The sequence below is a fragment of the Enterobacter hormaechei subsp. hoffmannii genome (genome assembly GCF_001729745.1).
Lineage (GTDB): Bacteria > Pseudomonadota > Gammaproteobacteria > Enterobacterales > Enterobacteriaceae > Enterobacter > Enterobacter intestinihominis.
The window spans coordinates 3,787,487-3,802,301 of the sequence record NZ_CP017186.1; the positions used below are offsets into that span (position 1 = coordinate 3,787,487).

15 protein-coding genes are annotated in these 14,815 nt (G+C 55.6%); 7 read left to right on the forward strand and 8 right to left on the reverse strand.

Annotated elements, in window-relative coordinates; translation table 11 throughout:
* Both BFV65_RS17820 and yghX read right to left on the reverse strand, forming a co-directional pair.
* Window positions 1-1,548, reverse strand: a complete 1,548-nt coding sequence (locus tag BFV65_RS17820) for a methyl-accepting chemotaxis protein (RefSeq protein WP_069596953.1) — start codon at window positions 1,546-1,548, stop codon at window positions 1-3.
* Between the two features lie 110 nt (window positions 1,549-1,658).
* Entirely contained in the window at window positions 1,659-2,549 is an 891-nt protein-coding gene (gene yghX, locus BFV65_RS17825) for a YghX family hydrolase (RefSeq protein WP_069596954.1), read from the reverse strand.
* 82 nt (window positions 2,550-2,631) lie between these two features.
* Between yghX and BFV65_RS17830 the strand changes: the two genes are divergently transcribed.
* Window positions 2,632-3,672 carry an aldo/keto reductase gene (locus tag BFV65_RS17830; protein ID WP_063147393.1) on the forward strand — a complete coding sequence of 347 codons (1,041 nt, stop codon included), beginning with the start codon at window positions 2,632-2,634 and terminating at the stop codon, window positions 3,670-3,672.
* 109 nt (window positions 3,673-3,781) lie between these two features.
* Here BFV65_RS17830 and BFV65_RS17835 read toward each other — a convergent pair whose 3' ends face one another.
* Window positions 3,782-4,270: a TIGR00645 family protein gene (locus BFV65_RS17835; RefSeq protein WP_006811956.1), complete on the reverse strand. Its 489-nt coding sequence runs from the start codon at window positions 4,268-4,270 to the stop codon at window positions 3,782-3,784.
* Between the two features lie 43 nt (window positions 4,271-4,313).
* Window positions 4,314-4,817 carry an ESA_00282 family adhesion-associated protein gene (locus tag BFV65_RS17840; protein ID WP_023298598.1) on the reverse strand — a complete coding sequence of 168 codons (504 nt, stop codon included), beginning with the start codon at window positions 4,815-4,817 and terminating at the stop codon, window positions 4,314-4,316.
* A 102-nt stretch (window positions 4,818-4,919) separates the two neighbouring features.
* Here BFV65_RS17840 and BFV65_RS17845 point away from each other — a divergent pair, with 102 nt between their 5' ends.
* Window positions 4,920-5,324, forward strand: coding sequence for a hypothetical protein (locus BFV65_RS17845; protein ID WP_023330187.1), 405 nt, complete (start codon window positions 4,920-4,922; stop codon window positions 5,322-5,324).
* Entirely contained in the window at window positions 5,317-5,754 is a 438-nt protein-coding gene (locus BFV65_RS17850; RefSeq protein ID WP_023298600.1) for a hypothetical protein, read from the forward strand. Before BFV65_RS17845 ends, BFV65_RS17850 begins: the two co-directional genes overlap by 8 nt.
* Before the next feature lie 91 nt (window positions 5,755-5,845).
* Here the strand turns inward: BFV65_RS17850 and exbD are convergent, their stop codons facing one another.
* Window positions 5,846-6,271, reverse strand: a complete 426-nt coding sequence (gene exbD, locus BFV65_RS17855) for a TonB system transport protein ExbD (protein ID WP_023298601.1) — start codon at window positions 6,269-6,271, stop codon at window positions 5,846-5,848.
* Between the two features lie 4 nt (window positions 6,272-6,275).
* Complete coding sequence (exbB, locus tag BFV65_RS17860) at window positions 6,276-7,007, reverse strand: tol-pal system-associated acyl-CoA thioesterase (RefSeq protein ID WP_023298602.1); 732 nt, start codon at window positions 7,005-7,007, stop codon at window positions 6,276-6,278.
* A gap of 251 nt (window positions 7,008-7,258) precedes the next feature.
* Here exbB and metC point away from each other — a divergent pair, with 251 nt between their 5' ends.
* Together metC and yghB are read left to right on the forward strand one after the other, a co-directional pair.
* Complete coding sequence (gene metC, locus BFV65_RS17865) at window positions 7,259-8,446, forward strand: cystathionine beta-lyase (RefSeq protein ID WP_023330189.1); 1,188 nt, start codon at window positions 7,259-7,261, stop codon at window positions 8,444-8,446.
* Between the two features lie 142 nt (window positions 8,447-8,588).
* The gene (gene yghB, locus BFV65_RS17870; protein ID WP_015571869.1) at window positions 8,589-9,248 is read left to right on the forward strand and encodes a DedA family general envelope maintenance protein YghB; all 660 of its coding nucleotides are present in this window, start codon (window positions 8,589-8,591) and stop codon (window positions 9,246-9,248) included.
* 45 nt (window positions 9,249-9,293) lie between these two features.
* On the opposite strand, the gene BFV65_RS17875 is transcribed toward yghB, so the two are convergent.
* Window positions 9,294-10,193 (reverse strand): AraC family transcriptional regulator, encoded by a 900-nt coding sequence (locus BFV65_RS17875; protein ID WP_017382749.1) that lies wholly within the window; start codon window positions 10,191-10,193, stop codon window positions 9,294-9,296.
* Window positions 10,194-10,388: 195 nt separating this feature from the next.
* Between BFV65_RS17875 and yqhD the strand changes: the two genes are divergently transcribed.
* Together yqhD and dkgA are read left to right on the forward strand one after the other, a co-directional pair.
* Entirely contained in the window at window positions 10,389-11,552 is a 1,164-nt protein-coding gene (gene yqhD / locus BFV65_RS17880) for an alcohol dehydrogenase (RefSeq protein WP_023298604.1), read from the forward strand.
* Window positions 11,553-11,657: 105 nt separating this feature from the next.
* Complete coding sequence (dkgA, locus tag BFV65_RS17885; protein ID WP_023306942.1) at window positions 11,658-12,485, forward strand: 2,5-didehydrogluconate reductase DkgA; 828 nt, start codon at window positions 11,658-11,660, stop codon at window positions 12,483-12,485.
* 89 nt (window positions 12,486-12,574) lie between these two features.
* Here dkgA and BFV65_RS17890 read toward each other — a convergent pair whose 3' ends face one another.
* Window positions 12,575-14,752: a YgiQ family radical SAM protein gene (locus BFV65_RS17890; protein ID WP_069596955.1), complete on the reverse strand. Its 2,178-nt coding sequence runs from the start codon at window positions 14,750-14,752 to the stop codon at window positions 12,575-12,577.
* Window positions 14,753-14,815: the final 63 nt, after the last annotated feature.

Below are 14,815 nucleotides of genomic sequence, written 5' to 3' on the forward strand. Positions count from 1 at the left end.
TTACGCGGAGAGACGGAACTTCTGCACTGAGCGCTGGAGTTCTTCGGTCTGCCGTTCCAGTGCAGCCGCAGCGGCGGAAACCTGCTCCACCAGCGAGGCATTCTGCTGGGTCACGCCGTCCATCTGCGTGATGGCTACGCCGACCTGAGAAATACCTTTGCTCTGCTCCTCTGACGCGGTGGCGATCTGCTTCATAATGACGGTCACCTCCGTCACGTCGCGCAGGATAGCTTCCATCGTCGTGCCGGTATCGTTCACCAGCTGCGCCCCCTGCTCCACGCGGGCAACGGAATCCGCAATCAGCCCTTCGATCTCTTTTGCCGCATTCGCGCTGCGGCTGGCCAGATTACGCACCTCACCCGCCACGACCGCAAAGCCGCGCCCCTGCTCCCCGGCCCGAGCCGCTTCCACCGCGGCGTTCAGCGCCAGAATATTGGTCTGGAAGGCGATGCTGTTGATAACGGTAGTGATTTCAGCAATTTTCTTCGAGCTGTCCGAAATGCCGCTCATGGTCGTGACCACATCGTCTACCAGCGACCCGCCGCGGCTGGCCGTACTGGAGGCGACATCCGCAAGCTGGCTGGCCTGGCGCGCGCTTTCGGCGTTCAGCTTCACCGTTGCGGTAAGCTGCTCCATGCTGGCCGCGGTCTCTTCCAGCGCAGCGGCCTGCTCTTCGGTACGCGAAGAGAGATCGTTATTCCCGCTGGAGATCTCCGTTGCCCCGCGCCAGATATTCTCGCTGCCGGAACGAATCGTGCTGACCGCCTCCCGCAGGCTGTCCTGCATGGCGCTCAGCAGCGGAACCAGTTGCCCCACGCAGTTGCGGCCAATGGGCTCAATCGGCTGGCTGAGATCGCCCTGCGCAATCTGGCGGAACTGCTGACGGATACGCTCCAGCGGTTTTACCAGCAGCGCCACCAGGTAGCGGTCGGTGAACAGCAGGATCAGCAGACCCACGATCGTGGCGGTGATAATCACCGTCCGGGTCATGCTGGTCAGGCTGTCGACCACAACGCGCGTACTGTCGAGCGCCTTCACCGCAGAATTGTTAAAGTTCTCAACCGCGGCGCCAAACGCGCGGCTTAGCGGCGGCGTAACGTTGTTGGCATGCTGACGATAGCCTTCGAGCATCGCCTGCTTTGCCTGCACCATCTGAGGCGTAACGCCCCGATCGAGCAGCGCCTGCCAGGTGGAAATCACCTGCGCAGAGACCTTTTCATCCATCGGGCCCGGGGAGATAGCTTTCATCTCTGCCAGCTTTTTACTCATGTTATCCAGCGCCTGCTGAGCAGGAGCCAGGTCCGGCGTGCCGCCCGCTGCTTTAGCTTCCATCGCCCGGCTCAGGCGGGTGACGAAACGGAAATACTGATCGTTGCCCTGGCTCAGCACCGTCATTTGCCTGACCAGCTGGCGGTCAACGTCATTACCATCAGAAACACGAGACAGAGACCAGGTGCTGTAAAGCCCCACGCCTGCCCACATGACACAAAAGATCCCCAGTACCGTCAGCATGACGAAACGGATGGTGAAATTACGAAGCATCTTCATTGAGTATTCCTTGCCGTGAGGGTGAATTCGCCCAGAGGCGAGTACTACCCTCGTTATCGGCAGGGACAGGGGAAAAGATAACCCTTTGTGATGATTTATTTAAGCAGGGCTTATAATTCCAGATATTTTTTAAACCAGCTTAACGTTCTCGACCAGGCCAGCTCGGCTGCGGGCTGGTCATAGCGTGGGGTAGAATCGTTGTGAAATCCATGGTTTACGCCGGGGTAGATATACGCTTCATAAACCTTATTATTTGATTTCAGCGCGGCCTCATAGGCAGGCCAGCCCTCGTTAGTATTTTTGTCCAGCTCGGCATAATGAAGCAGGAGCGGCGCGCTAATTGTTGGCACATCCTCCACCCGCGGCTGACGACCATAGAAGGGCACGGCGCAGTCGAGTTCCGGATACGCTACGGCGGCGGCATTCGATACGCCGCCGCCGTAGCAAAAACCGGTAATCCCCACCTTCCCGGTGGCTTCCGGATGATTTTTCATAAACTCTATGGCGGCAAAAAAATCGTTCATCAGCCTTGTCGGGTCGACCTTCTGCTGCAAAACCTTTCCTTCGTCGTCGTTGCCGGGGTATCCCCCCACCGAGCTCAGGCCGTCGGGAGCCAGCGCGATATACCCCGCTTTCGCCACGCGTCGTGCCACGTCTTCAATATACGGATTCAGCCCCCGGTTCTCATGCACGACCACTACCGCGGGCGTTTTCGCGGTAGCTTTGGCCGGCTTCACCAGGTAACCGCGCACTTCGCCGTGACCATTGGGCGAGGGATAAGTGATGTATTCCGGAAGAATATCGGGATCGGTGAATTTAACCTGCTCCGCGAGGGCGTAGTTGGGTTTAAGCATATTAAACAGCATCAGCGCCGTTACGCCGCCTGCGGCATAGCGCGCCGCGAGATTCAGAAATTCGCGTTTGCTGATTTTACCGTGGGCGTAATAGTCATAGTAATCAAGCAGCTCTTGCGGAAAATCTTTGGCAGTCAGGCGCGTCATCGCTTATCTCCATGATTTATGATTTGATAAGCTTAGAATAAAAACGCTGTTTCGAAAATTCACCGATAAGAAAGGAGACATCATGTCCTGGCACCCTTACACCGGCCGATACGAAAACATGCAGTACCGATACTGCGGCAAAAGCGGCCTGCGCTTACCGGCGCTGTCGCTGGGTCTGTGGCACAGCTTTGGCCACGTTCAGGCGCTCGATTCCCAGCGCGCGCTGCTGCGTAAGGCCTTCGATCTCGGCATTACCCATTTTGACCTTGCCAACAACTACGGCCCCCCTCCAGGCAGCGCTGAAGAAAATTTTGGCCGCCTGCTGCGAGAAGATTTTGCCGGGTATCGCGACGAGCTGATCATCTCCACCAAAGCGGGCTACGACATGTGGCCAGGACCGTATGGTTCGGGTGGTTCACGTAAGTATCTGCTCGCCAGCCTCGACCAGAGCCTGAAACGCATGGGCGTGGAGTATGTGGATATTTTCTATTCTCACCGCGTAGACGAAAACACGCCGATGGAAGAGACCGCCGCCGCGTTGGCACACGCGGTGCAGAGCGGAAAAGCGCTGTACGTCGGCATTTCGTCCTACTCCACGGAACGCACGACGGTGATGGCCGAATTGCTGCGCGAGTGGAAGATCCCGCTTTTGATCCACCAGCCCTCTTACAACCTGCTTAACCGCTGGGTCGACAAGACTGGTCTGCTGGACGCGCTGGAGAAAAACGGAACGGGCTGTATCGCCTTTACCCCGCTGGCGCAGGGCCTGCTGACCGGGAAATACCTGAACGGTATTCCGGACGGTTCACGTATGCAGCGCGAAGGGAAAAAAGTACGCGGCCTGACGGAGAAAATGCTGACCGAAGCCAACCTGAGCAGCCTTCGTCTGCTGAACGAGATGGCGCACGCGCGCGGGCAGACGATGGCGCAGATGGCGCTAAGCTGGCTGTTGAAAGATACACGTGTAACGTCAGTGCTCATCGGCGCGAGCCGCCCGGAGCAACTGGAAGAGAACGTTCAGGCGCTGAATAACCTGTGCTTTACCGAAGATGAACTGACGCGGATTGACCAGCACGTGGCGGATGGTGAGCTGAATTTGTGGCAGGCGTCGTCGGATAAATAGTGCGGTCCGATGCTTTCGCCCCTCACCCTAACCCTCTCCCCAGAGGGGAGAGGGAACTTGAACACCCTCTCCCCTCTGGGGAGAGGGCAGGGTGAGGGGCGCTGTAAAATTATTTCTTACTGATCTTATCCAGATATCCCATCACAAACGCCGACAGTACAAACGTCAGGTGGATAATCACATACCACATCAGCTTATTATCCGGGACGTTTTTAGCATCCATAAAGACACGTAACAGGTGAATAGACGAAATCGCCACAATCGACGCCGCGACTTTATTTTTCAGCGATGAGGCGTCCATTTTCCCCAGCCAGTTGAGCTTTTCTTTGTGCTCGGCGATATCAAGCTGAGAGACGAAATTCTCATAACCGGAGAACATCACCATCACCAGTAATCCTCCTACCAGCGTCATATCCACCAGCGACAGCAGAACCAGAATCAAATCGGCTTCTGCCACGGAGAAAATGTTTGGCAGGACGTGGAATATCTCCTGGAAGAACTTGATCGTCAGGGCGACCAGTGCCAGAGAGAGACCAAAATAGACGGGTGCGAGCAGCCAGCGAGAGGCATACATTGCGTTTTCAAAGAAGCGTTCCATAAAATCCTGTCTGCAAACGAAACCAGCGCTCAGTATATCTCAACTATACCTCGTTGGGATCCACATCCGGACGCGCATACTCCGGCCAGACCAGCGCGACCAGTTCCGGGTAGGCTTCCAGGCTAAACTCGCGAAAACACTGGCGCAGATTTAATACGTCTAAATCGGAATACGACACCTTCTCGCCATTCAGACAGCGCTTTTTGATATTGTCGTAATATTTATAGACCGCCGAATTAAGGTCGCTACAGCGGCGCTGCGCGTCGAACAGGCCGGGCGTATCATTAATTTCGGCCATTTTCATTCGCTTAATTGTCGCATGGAGAAAATCGATATATTCGTGATTCACCCGCCAGTACCAGACTGGCGTCACGGCGTTCATCAAGACGGAGAAATGATCTTCCCCCTCCTCTTTGGACATCAATTCAGGCTGCGGTGGTTCACTGGCGTCATTTGACACTTTCGTTTTATTGAACTCTTGCATCAATAAAAGCACGCCAGCGGTCAGTAATAGTAACGTTACGACCGTGAAGAAAATGCTGTTCATGGGTAGGCTCCATTTTTTTTGATTTTAAAATTGCCTCATGATATTGTCAACGAATCTCACCCTTTTTCCAACCCCACCCTTTTGAAATTAAAGGAAATTAAAATGCTGCCCGACAATCTTGTCCCGGCAAAGTACCACATTACGCCTGTGGAACAGCCTTCGACGGAAGCAGATAAAGAGGCGAATTTCACTCAAGGAAAAAGAAAACTCTCCGACTATGAAGCCGATATATTAATTGGTGTTTCACGCACCGGCAAATCCCGTAATATGGTGCTGGAAGAGCACGATCGCCATTTAAAAGAACGGTTATTTCGTGCCATCAAGATTGAAGCCTTAGTTCATCTGCTAAATGATTTACAGGCCGAAGGGGAAATAGATGCCCAGGCTCTAAGTCAAATAATGGCCGAGAAAACACAGCAAATAAATGAAGCTGGCAATGAAATTTGGCTTAACTTAATTACGCGTGAAAAAAGCAATCCCATTTTTTATAACCTGGGGGATGATTAACGTGAATGATGATAGCGGTAATAACGTTTATTTGACTTTAGATGATAAGAAAAGCGATGAATTTATCTTAAAGCAGAATCTCGACGCCCTGAAAAAGATAAAAAATGACGAGATGACGCGAATAACGCAGGACTTGGTTTCGATTCCGGCCACGCTGGTGCGCCTGAAATGGCAGAACCGTCGGGAAATTTATGCCTTGCAGGCCAAAGAGGAGATTTACGGCGCGGTGATGAACGCCATTATTGAGCTGCGCCCTGAGCTTAAAGAGAAGATCCTTGGGCGACTGGAGACGAACTATCAGTACCTGCTGGCACGCGAGACAGCCACCCTGCGCCTGACCCGTAAACTCTCGGAGGGCAACTATCGCACATCAAACGTCACCTGCGTGGCGCTCGATGAAGAGGCGTCAACAACATCTTCTAACTGCTGACAACGTGGTTCGCCCGGCGGCGCTAGCCTGAGATTGTAGGCCGGGTAAGGCGAAGCCGCCACCCGGCACGGAAGGCGGCTTCGCCTTCGTTTTACTTCGCGGCCGCTTTCTCTTCGCCGACCAGACCAATCTTCAGGTATCCCGCCTGATGCAGCGTGTCCATTACCTTCATCATGGTTTCATAATCGACGGTTTTATCCGCGCGGAAGAAGACGGTGGTGTCTTTCTTGCCGCCGGTCAGCTGGTCCAGCGCCGGAATAACCGAGGCATCCGTCACCGGATCGTTGCCCAGGAACATGGACTTATCGGCCTTCACGGACAGGTAGACAGGCTTTTCCGGACGCGGCTGCGGCTGGCTGGAGGACGCTGGCAGATTCACCTTCACGTCCACCGTCGCCAGCGGCGCGGCAACCATAAAGATAATCAGCAGAACCAGCATGACGTCGATAAACGGCGTCACGTTGATCTCATGCATTTCACCGTTATCGTCCAGATTTTCATTAAGACGCATTGCCATACAATCAACCTACGCGCAGTTTGGACGCCGCATGCACCGGTTTAACGGCGCTGGCGTTCAGGTCCAGATCGCGGCTTTGCAGCAGCAGAACCTGCGCGGCAACGTCACCCAGTGTGGCTTTGTAACTGCCAATCATGCGCGCGAAGATGTTATAGATAACTACCGCAGGGATAGCGGCAACCAGACCGATAGCCGTTGCCAGCAGCGCTTCTGCGATACCCGGCGCGACGACCGCAAGGTTAGTGGTCTGCGTCTGGGCGATACCGATAAAGCTGTTCATGATGCCCCAGACGGTACCGAACAGGCCGACGAACGGGGAGATAGCGCCGATAGTCGCCAGGTAGCCGTTACCGCGGCCCATATGACGACCCACGGCCGCAACGCGACGCTCCAGACGGAAGCCGGTACGCTCTTTAATGCCTTCGTTATCTTCACTGCCTGCGGAGAGTTCCAGCTCGTTCTGCGCTTCGTTCACTAACAGGGTAGTCAGGCTTTTCGCATGGAAGGATGAGGTGATATCAGAAGCCTGATCCAGAGAGCGGGCTTCCGCCAGCTGCTTCTGCTCACGCTTGAGGCGGCGTTTTTGTGAAAGAAGTTCGGCGCTCTTGCTGAAGAAGATAGCCCAGGTGATCACGGACGCCAGAATCAGGCCGATCATCACAACCTTAACGACGATGTCAGCATGTTGATACATGCCCCAAACGGAGAGATCCGTCTGCATCAAATTATTACCCACTCTGTATCTCCAGGACGCAAATCACACAATCTGAACGTAATAATATCAAAACGTCGTCGAATTGATAGTAGTTCTCATTAGTATTTACATAGTGCCGTAATTTTCGCTCACTTTCCTTGCGCTTACGCAGTAAAAATTTCTTGTGCGAATATTTGATAATATTTTCTGCTTATTCGATAAGCATCCGGATGCACATTCTGACAATCGTGGTAGTCTGGACGTCCAGACGTATAAAAATAGGGTTAGCGAACATGACTAAAAAGCAGCTTGAGACCACGCTGGTGCAGGCAGGACGCAGTAAAAAATACACCCAGGGCTCGGTCAACAGCGTGATCCAGCGTGCCTCCTCGCTGGTGTTTGATACCGTCGAAGATAAAAAAATCGCCACGCGTAATCGCGCGAAGGGCGGGCTGTTTTACGGTCGCCGTGGCACGTTAACCCATTTCTCGTTGCAGGAAGCCATGTGCGAACTGGAGGGCGGCGCGGGCTGCGCGCTGTTCCCGTGCGGTGCGGCGGCGGTCGCCAATACCATTCTGGCGTTTGTTGAACAGGGTGACCACATCCTGATGACCAATACCGCCTACGAGCCAAGCCAGGACTTCTGCACCAAAATACTCAGCAAGCTCGGCGTCACCACCAGCTGGTTCGATCCGCTGATTGGGGCCGGTATTGCCGGGCTTATTCAGCCCAACACGCGCGTTGTGTTCCTGGAATCTCCCGGCTCCATCACCATGGAAGTGCATGATGTCCCGGCCATCGTGAAGGCGGTGCGCAGCATAGCGCCGGAAGCGATCATCATGATCGACAACACCTGGGCGGCAGGTGTGCTGTTTAAAGCCCTGGAATTTGACATCGATATCTCCATTCAGGCGGCGACCAAATACCTGATTGGCCACTCAGACGGCATGATCGGTACGGCGGTATCTAATGCCCGCTGCTGGGAGCAATTGCGTGAAAACGCCTACCTGATGGGCCAGATGGTGGATGCCGATACCGCCTACATGACCAGCCGGGGCATCCGTACGCTCGGCGTGCGTCTGCGTCAGCATCACGAAAGCAGCATGCAAATTGCACAGTGGCTGGCGCTGCATCCACAGGTGGAGCGCGTTAACCATCCGGCGCTGCCGGGCAGCAAGGGCCACGAATACTGGCAACGTGACTTTACGGGCAGCAGCGGGTTGTTCTCATTTGTTCTTAAGAAGCGCCTGAATGACGCCGAGCTGGCAAGCTATCTGGATAACTTTACCCTCTTCAGCATGGCCTATTCATGGGGTGGGTTTGAATCGTTGATCCTGCCCAATCAGCCGGAGCAGATTGCGGCCCTGCGCCCGGGCGGCGAGGTGGACTTCGAGGGGACCTTAATCCGCCTGCATATCGGGCTGGAAAATGTGGACGATTTAATTGCGGATTTATCGGCAGGATTTGAGCGCATCGTGTAAAGTGCTGGCTGACATGTACTCCCTGGACGCTATTCTGAACACCGCAAGCAGAAAAGTCTGTATGAGATGCGCCTGCGATCAACCCCGACAGGCAAAATTGGGAGTACAATAGCGTTATATCTGCTGTTCCACAGGAAAGTCCATGGCTGTTATTCAAAATATCATCACGGCGCTCTGGCAACACGATTTTGCCGCGCTGGCGGACCCACATGTCGTCGGGATTGTCTATTTCGTGATGTTCGCGACGCTGTTTCTGGAAAATGGATTACTGCCAGCCTCATTTTTACCCGGTGACAGCCTGCTCCTGCTCGCAGGGGCGTTAATCGGCAAGGGCGTGATGGACTTCGCACCAACAATGGTGATCCTCACCTCTGCGGCCAGTCTCGGCTGCTGGCTGAGCTACCTGCAAGGGCGCTGGCTTGGAAACACCCGCGTGGTGAAAGGCTGGCTGGCGCAGCTGCCGCATAAATATCATCAGCGCGCGACCTGCATGTTTGACCGTCACGGCCTGCTGGCGTTGCTTGCCGGGCGTTTTCTGGCGTTCGTTCGCACCCTGTTGCCTACCATGGCGGGTATTTCAGGCCTCTCTAACCGCCGCTTCCAGTTCTTCAACTGGCTGAGCGCTCTGCTCTGGGTGGGCGTGGTCACCACGCTCGGCTACGCGCTGAATATGATCCCCTTTGTTAAGCGCCATGAAGACCAGGTGATGACCTTCCTGATGATCCTGCCGATTTTCCTGCTGGTTGCAGGGCTGGTGGGTACCATTGCGGTGGTGATCAAGAAAAAGTATTGCAGCGCATAAATAAAAGCCGGGTGGCGCTACCGCTTACCCGGCCTCCGTTTCCCCTCACGCTCCCTGCATGGTTCTGATACGTGACGCATCTTCCCCCGGCGTGACGCCGAAGTAACGCTTAAATTCCCGACTAAACTGCGAAGCGCTTTCATACCCGACCCGCATCGCCGCGGCGCTGGCCTTCATGCCATCGTGGATCATCAGCATCCGCGCCTTATGCAGACGGTAAGTTTTGAGGTACTGCAACGGCGACGTGCTGGTGACGGATTTAAAGTTATGGTGAAACGCCGAGACGCTCATATTGGCTTCCGCCGCCAGCTGATCAACGCTGAGGTTTTCCGTGTACTGGCTCTCGATGCGCTTCAGCACGCGGCTAATCAGGCTGAAGTGCGTTTGCCGGCTTACCAGCGCCAGCAGCGCCCCGCCGCCCGGTCCCAGCAGCACATGGTAAAGAATTTCGCGGATAATCTGCTTTCCGAGAATACGCGCGTCCAGAGGCCTTTCCATCACGTCTAACAGGCGTTCAATCGCGCAGAGAATTTCCTCCGATAAGGTCGCGGAGTTGATACCGCTTGCCGCCATCGACGGCCGGAAAAGTTCGTCCTCCCCAATCTCCATCAGCAACTCCTGCAACTGGAGAATGTCGACGTTGACGCGGATCCCGGCCAGCGGTACCTCCTCTGTCGCGAAAGTTTCACATTCGAAGGGTAAAGGTACAGTCAGAAGCAGATATTCATTGGTGTCGTAACGGAACACGCGCTCATTGATATAGCCAATCTTATGGCCAGAAAAGAGAAACACGATGCCGGGCTGATACATCACCGGGGTGCGCGTTCCGGGCTGGGTACCGTAGAGCAATCGGATATCCGGCAACAGCTCAGCCGAATCATTTCCGTTATCTATCAGTCTTTTAATCTGCGACGTTAGCTGGCGGCAGATGGCATCACGGTTCATTTTCAATTACTCCGGGTACGGTTTCCGACGCTGACAGTGTGCGCATTTTCTTACCGTTTCTCCAGCGTGCTGTAGAAATGGGCAAGACATCGGCAGGAATGTGCATTGAGAGGATAGCGCCTGCCCGCCACAATGTGCAGCATCAGGTTGCCTTCTGCGCCACCACGATTTTTTACCCACTACAGGGAACAAGCCATGAACAACTTTAATCTTCACACCCCAACCCGCATTCTGTTTGGTAAAGACGCTATCGCTGACCTGCGCGCGCAAATCCCGACGGACGCCCGCGTCCTGATTACCTACGGCGGCGGCAGCGTGAAAAAAACCGGCGTACTGGATCAGGTTTACAGCGCTCTGGAAGGGCTGGACGTACGCGAGTTCGGCGGTATCGAGCCTAACCCGTCTTATGAAACGCTGATGAACGCGGTAAAAATCGCCCGTGACGAGCAGATCACTTTCCTGCTGGCGGTGGGCGGCGGTTCCGTGCTGGACGGCACCAAATTCATCGCGGCGGCAGCGCATTACGCTGACGGCATCGACCCGTGGCATATTCTGGAAACGGGCGGCAGCGACATCAGCAGTGCGATCCCGATGGGCTCCGTGCTGACGCTGCCGGCCACCGGCTCTGAGTCCAACAAAGGCGCGGTCATCTCCCGTAAAACCACCGGTGACAAGCAGGCCTTTATGAACGAACACGTTCAGCCCGTGTTCGCGATCCTCGATCCGGTTTACACCTATACCCTGCCTGCGCGTCAGGTGGCGAACGGCGTGGTCGACGCCTTTGTTCACACCGTTGAGCAGTACGTCACTTACCCGGTGAACGCCAAAATTCAGGATCGTTTCGCGGAAGGCATTCTGTTGACGCTGATTGAAGAAGGTCCGAAAGCGCTGAAAGAGCCTGAAAACTATGACGTGCGTGCTAACGTGATGTGGGCTGCAACACAGGCACTGAATGGCCTTATCGGTGCAGGCGTGCCACAGGACTGGGCTACCCATATGCTCGGCCACGAGCTGACGGCGATGCACGGCCTGGATCACGCCCAGACGCTGGCGGTGGTTCTGCCTGCGCTGTGGAATGAAAAACGTGACGCTAAACGCGCCAAACTGCTCCAGTACGCCGAACGCGTCTGGAACATCACCGAGGGTTCCGACGATGCGCGTATCGATGCCGCGATTGAAGCCACCCGTCACTTCTTTGAAAGCCTGGGCGTGCCAACGCGTCTCTCTGACTACGGCCTGGACGGCAGCTCCATCCCTGCCCTGCTGGCGAAGCTGGAAGCACACGGTATGACGCAGATCGGCGAGCACGGCGACATCACCCTGGACGTCAGCCGTCGTATTTACGAAGCGGCACGCTAAGCGTTTTTAGGATCCTGACTTTCGTTTTTTGACATTTCGTCCAGACTTAATGCACATCACATCGTCGGAGGTTCCCTCCGGCGATGAGCACCTGAAGGAGGAAAAATGGCAAACCAAACCGTAATCAAGCTACAGGACGGCAACGTGATGCCCCAGCTGGGGCTAGGTGTATGGAAAGCCGGTAACGACGAGGTCGTCTCCGCCATTCATAAAGCCCTGGAAGTCGGCTATCGGTCCATTGATACCGCCGCCGCCTATAAAAACGAGGATGGCGTGGGGACCGCGCTTGCCAGCGCTGGCATTCCCCGCGATGAGTTATTCATCACCACCAAGCTGTGGAACGACGATCAAAAGCGTCCCCGCGAAGCGTTGCAGGAGAGCCTGGAGAAACTCCAGCTCGATTTCGTCGATCTTTATCTCATGCACTGGCCGGTACCGGCTATCGACCATTACGTTGATGCCTGGAAAGGGATGATTGAGCTGCAAAAAGAGGGGCTGATTAAAAGCATCGGCGTCTGTAATTTCCAGGTTCATCACCTGCAACGCCTGATTGATGAAACGGGCGTCGCGCCGGTGATTAACCAGATTGAGCTACACCCGCTGATGCAGCAGCGCCAGCTTCATTCGTGGAACGCCACGCACAAGATCCAGACCGAATCCTGGAGCCCGCTGGCTCAGGGCGGCGAAGGGGTGTTTGACCAGAAAATTATCCGCGAGCTGGCGGATAAGTACGGCAAAACGCCGGCGCAGATCGTCATTCGCTGGCATCTGGATAGCGGTCTGGTGGTGATCCCGAAATCGGTCACGCCATCGCGTATCGCCGAGAACTTCGACGTCTGGGATTTCCGCCTGGATAAAGACGAGCTGGGTGAGATTGCGAAGCTAGATCAGGGCAAGCGGCTTGGGCCGGACCCGGATCAGTTTGGCGGGTAGTTTCCCCTCACCCTAACCCTCTCCCACAGGGAGAGGGAATGCTTTCCACCCTCTCCCTGTGGGAGAGGGCCGAGGTGAGGGCATCATCGTTATCCGATCTTACGTTTTCCCGTTTTTTTCGTCCCCGAAGCCCCACCGTTCGAACGCTGATGCACAATTGGCGTGTGCTTGGTCAGCGCCGGGCGCGTATTGCGGTTCTGGCGGCGCGCTTCGCGCATCTCTTCCAGCGTTGGCGCAGGCACCAGGCAATCACGACGCGAGCCGATCAGGTGCTTTTTCCCCATCTCTTCCAGCGCCTGACGGATCAGCGGCCAGTTTTTCGGGTCGTGATAGCGCAGCAGCGCTTTGTGCAGACGGCGCTGTTTATCCCCTTTCGGCACCACCACGTCTTCACTCTTATAGCCAATCTTACTTAGCGGGTTTTTGCCGGTGTAATACATGGTCGTCGAGTTAGCGAGCGGCGACGGGTAGAAGTTCTGCACCTGATCCAGACGGAATCGACGCTGCTTCAGCCACAGCGCCAGGTTCACCATGTCTTCATCTCGGGTGCCGGGGTGCGCGGAGATGAAGTATGGGATCAGATACTGCTCTTTCCCCGCCTGTTTTGAAAAGGTATCAAACAGCTGTTTAAAGCGGTCATAGCTGCCCATGCCCGGCTTCATCATTTTGGACAGCGGGCCCTCTTCGGTGTGCTCCGGGGCGATCTTCAGATAACCGCCCACGTGGTGCGTCGCCAGCTCTTTGATGTAGCGCGGATCTTCCACCGCAATGTCGTAACGCACGCCGGAGGCGATCAGGATCTTCTTGATGCCTTTCAGGTCACGGGCGCGACGGTAAAGGTTGATCGTCGGCTCGTGGTTGGTGTCCATATGCTCGCAAATGCTCGGATAGACGCAGGAGAGACGACGACAGGTCTGCTCAGCGCGCGGCGATTTGCAGCGCAGCATGTACATGTTAGCCGTTGGACCACCCAGATCGGAGATTACGCCGGTAAAGCCCGGGACCGTGTCGCGAATCGCTTCGATCTCGTTAACAATCGACTCTTCGGAACGGCTCTGAATAATACGACCTTCGTGTTCGGTGATCGAACAGAAGGAGCACCCGCCGAAGCAGCCGCGCATGATGTTGACCGAGAAGCGGATCATCTCGTACGCCGGAATACGGCTGTTGCCATATGACGGATGCGGCACACGCTTGTACGGCAGGGCAAAAACGCTGTCCATCTCTTCGGTAGAGAGCGGGATCGCCGGCGGGTTAACCCAGATATAACGCTCGCCGTGCTTTTGCATCAACGCGCGGGCACAGCCCGGGTTGGTTTCATGGTGCAGAATACGGGAGGCGTGTGCGTAGAGCACCTTGTCAGCTTTGACCTTCTCATATGACGGCAGCAGCACATAGGTCTTTTCCCACGGCTTCGGACGCGGCGGCTGCACCACCACGGCCTTTGCATCCGCTTTCTTCGGCTCAACTGGTTTGTTATCCGCGCACGGCAGATCGTCACCGTACGGGTGCGGGATAGGGTCGATTTTGCCCGGCATATCGATAATGCGGGAATCCACCCCGCTCCAGCCCGGCAGCGCCTCTTTCACCATGATCGCGGTGTTGCGCACGTCGCGGATCTCGCTGACCGCTTCACCCTGCGCCAGGCGATGCGCCACTTCCACCAGCGGACGCTCGCCGTTGCCGAAGATCAGCATGTCGGCTTTCGAATCCACCAGCACCGAACGGCGCACGGTGTCAGACCAGTAGTCGTAGTGCGCGGTGCGGCGCAGGCTCGCCTCGATGCCGCCCAGGATCACCGGCACGTCTTTCCATGCTTCTTTGCATCGCTGGGTGTAGACGAGGGTCGCGCGATCGGGACGTTTACCCGCCACGTTATCTGCCGTATAAGCGTCGTCATGACGCAGCTTACGGTCCGCGGTATAGCGGTTGATCATCGAGTCCATGTTGCCCGCGGTCACGCCAAAGAACAGGTTAGGTTTACCCAGACGCATAAAGTCGTCTTTGCTGTTCCAGTCAGGCTGAGAAATAATCCCCACGCGGAAACCCTGAGCTTCCAGCATACGGCCGCAGATCGCCATGCCAAAGCTCGGGTGATCGACATACGCATCACCCGTCACCAGAATGATATCGCAGCTGTCCCAGCCCAGTTGATCCATCTCTTCCCGGGACATCGGCAGGAACGGCGCCGGTCCAAAGCAGGCTGCCCAGTACTGGGGCCAGGAGAAGAGGTCGCGATCCGGCTGGATCAGGGAAATTGCGCTCATAATGCTTCCGAAGAAAAAATAGACAAAAGGAGCGGGATTATACGCTGGTTTATCGGGGGAAAT

Bases quoted from the DNA above. Each gene is read 5' to 3' on its own strand.
- BFV65_RS17820 (WP_069596953.1), bottom strand. From the start codon at position 1,548: ATGAAGATGCTTCGTAATTTCACCATCCGTTTCGTCATGCTGACGGTA.
- yghX (WP_069596954.1), bottom strand. From the start codon at position 2,549: ATGACGCGCCTGACTGCCAAAGATTTTCCGCAAGAGCTGCTTGATTAC.
- BFV65_RS17830 (WP_063147393.1), top strand. From the start codon at position 2,632: ATGTCCTGGCACCCTTACACCGGCCGATACGAAAACATGCAGTACCGA.
- BFV65_RS17835 (WP_006811956.1), bottom strand. From the start codon at position 4,270: ATGGAACGCTTCTTTGAAAACGCAATGTATGCCTCTCGCTGGCTGCTC.
- BFV65_RS17840 (WP_023298598.1), bottom strand. From the start codon at position 4,817: ATGAACAGCATTTTCTTCACGGTCGTAACGTTACTATTACTGACCGCT.
- BFV65_RS17845 (WP_023330187.1), top strand. From the start codon at position 4,920: ATGCTGCCCGACAATCTTGTCCCGGCAAAGTACCACATTACGCCTGTG.
- BFV65_RS17850 (WP_023298600.1), top strand. From the start codon at position 5,317: ATGATTAACGTGAATGATGATAGCGGTAATAACGTTTATTTGACTTTA.
- exbD (WP_023298601.1), bottom strand. From the start codon at position 6,271: ATGGCAATGCGTCTTAATGAAAATCTGGACGATAACGGTGAAATGCAT.
- metC (WP_023330189.1), top strand. From the start codon at position 7,259: ATGACTAAAAAGCAGCTTGAGACCACGCTGGTGCAGGCAGGACGCAGT.
- yghB (WP_015571869.1), top strand. From the start codon at position 8,589: ATGGCTGTTATTCAAAATATCATCACGGCGCTCTGGCAACACGATTTT.
- BFV65_RS17875 (WP_017382749.1), bottom strand. From the start codon at position 10,193: ATGAACCGTGATGCCATCTGCCGCCAGCTAACGTCGCAGATTAAAAGA.
- yqhD (WP_023298604.1), top strand. From the start codon at position 10,389: ATGAACAACTTTAATCTTCACACCCCAACCCGCATTCTGTTTGGTAAA.
- dkgA (WP_023306942.1), top strand. From the start codon at position 11,658: ATGGCAAACCAAACCGTAATCAAGCTACAGGACGGCAACGTGATGCCC.
- BFV65_RS17890 (WP_069596955.1), bottom strand. From the start codon at position 14,752: ATGAGCGCAATTTCCCTGATCCAGCCGGATCGCGACCTCTTCTCCTGG.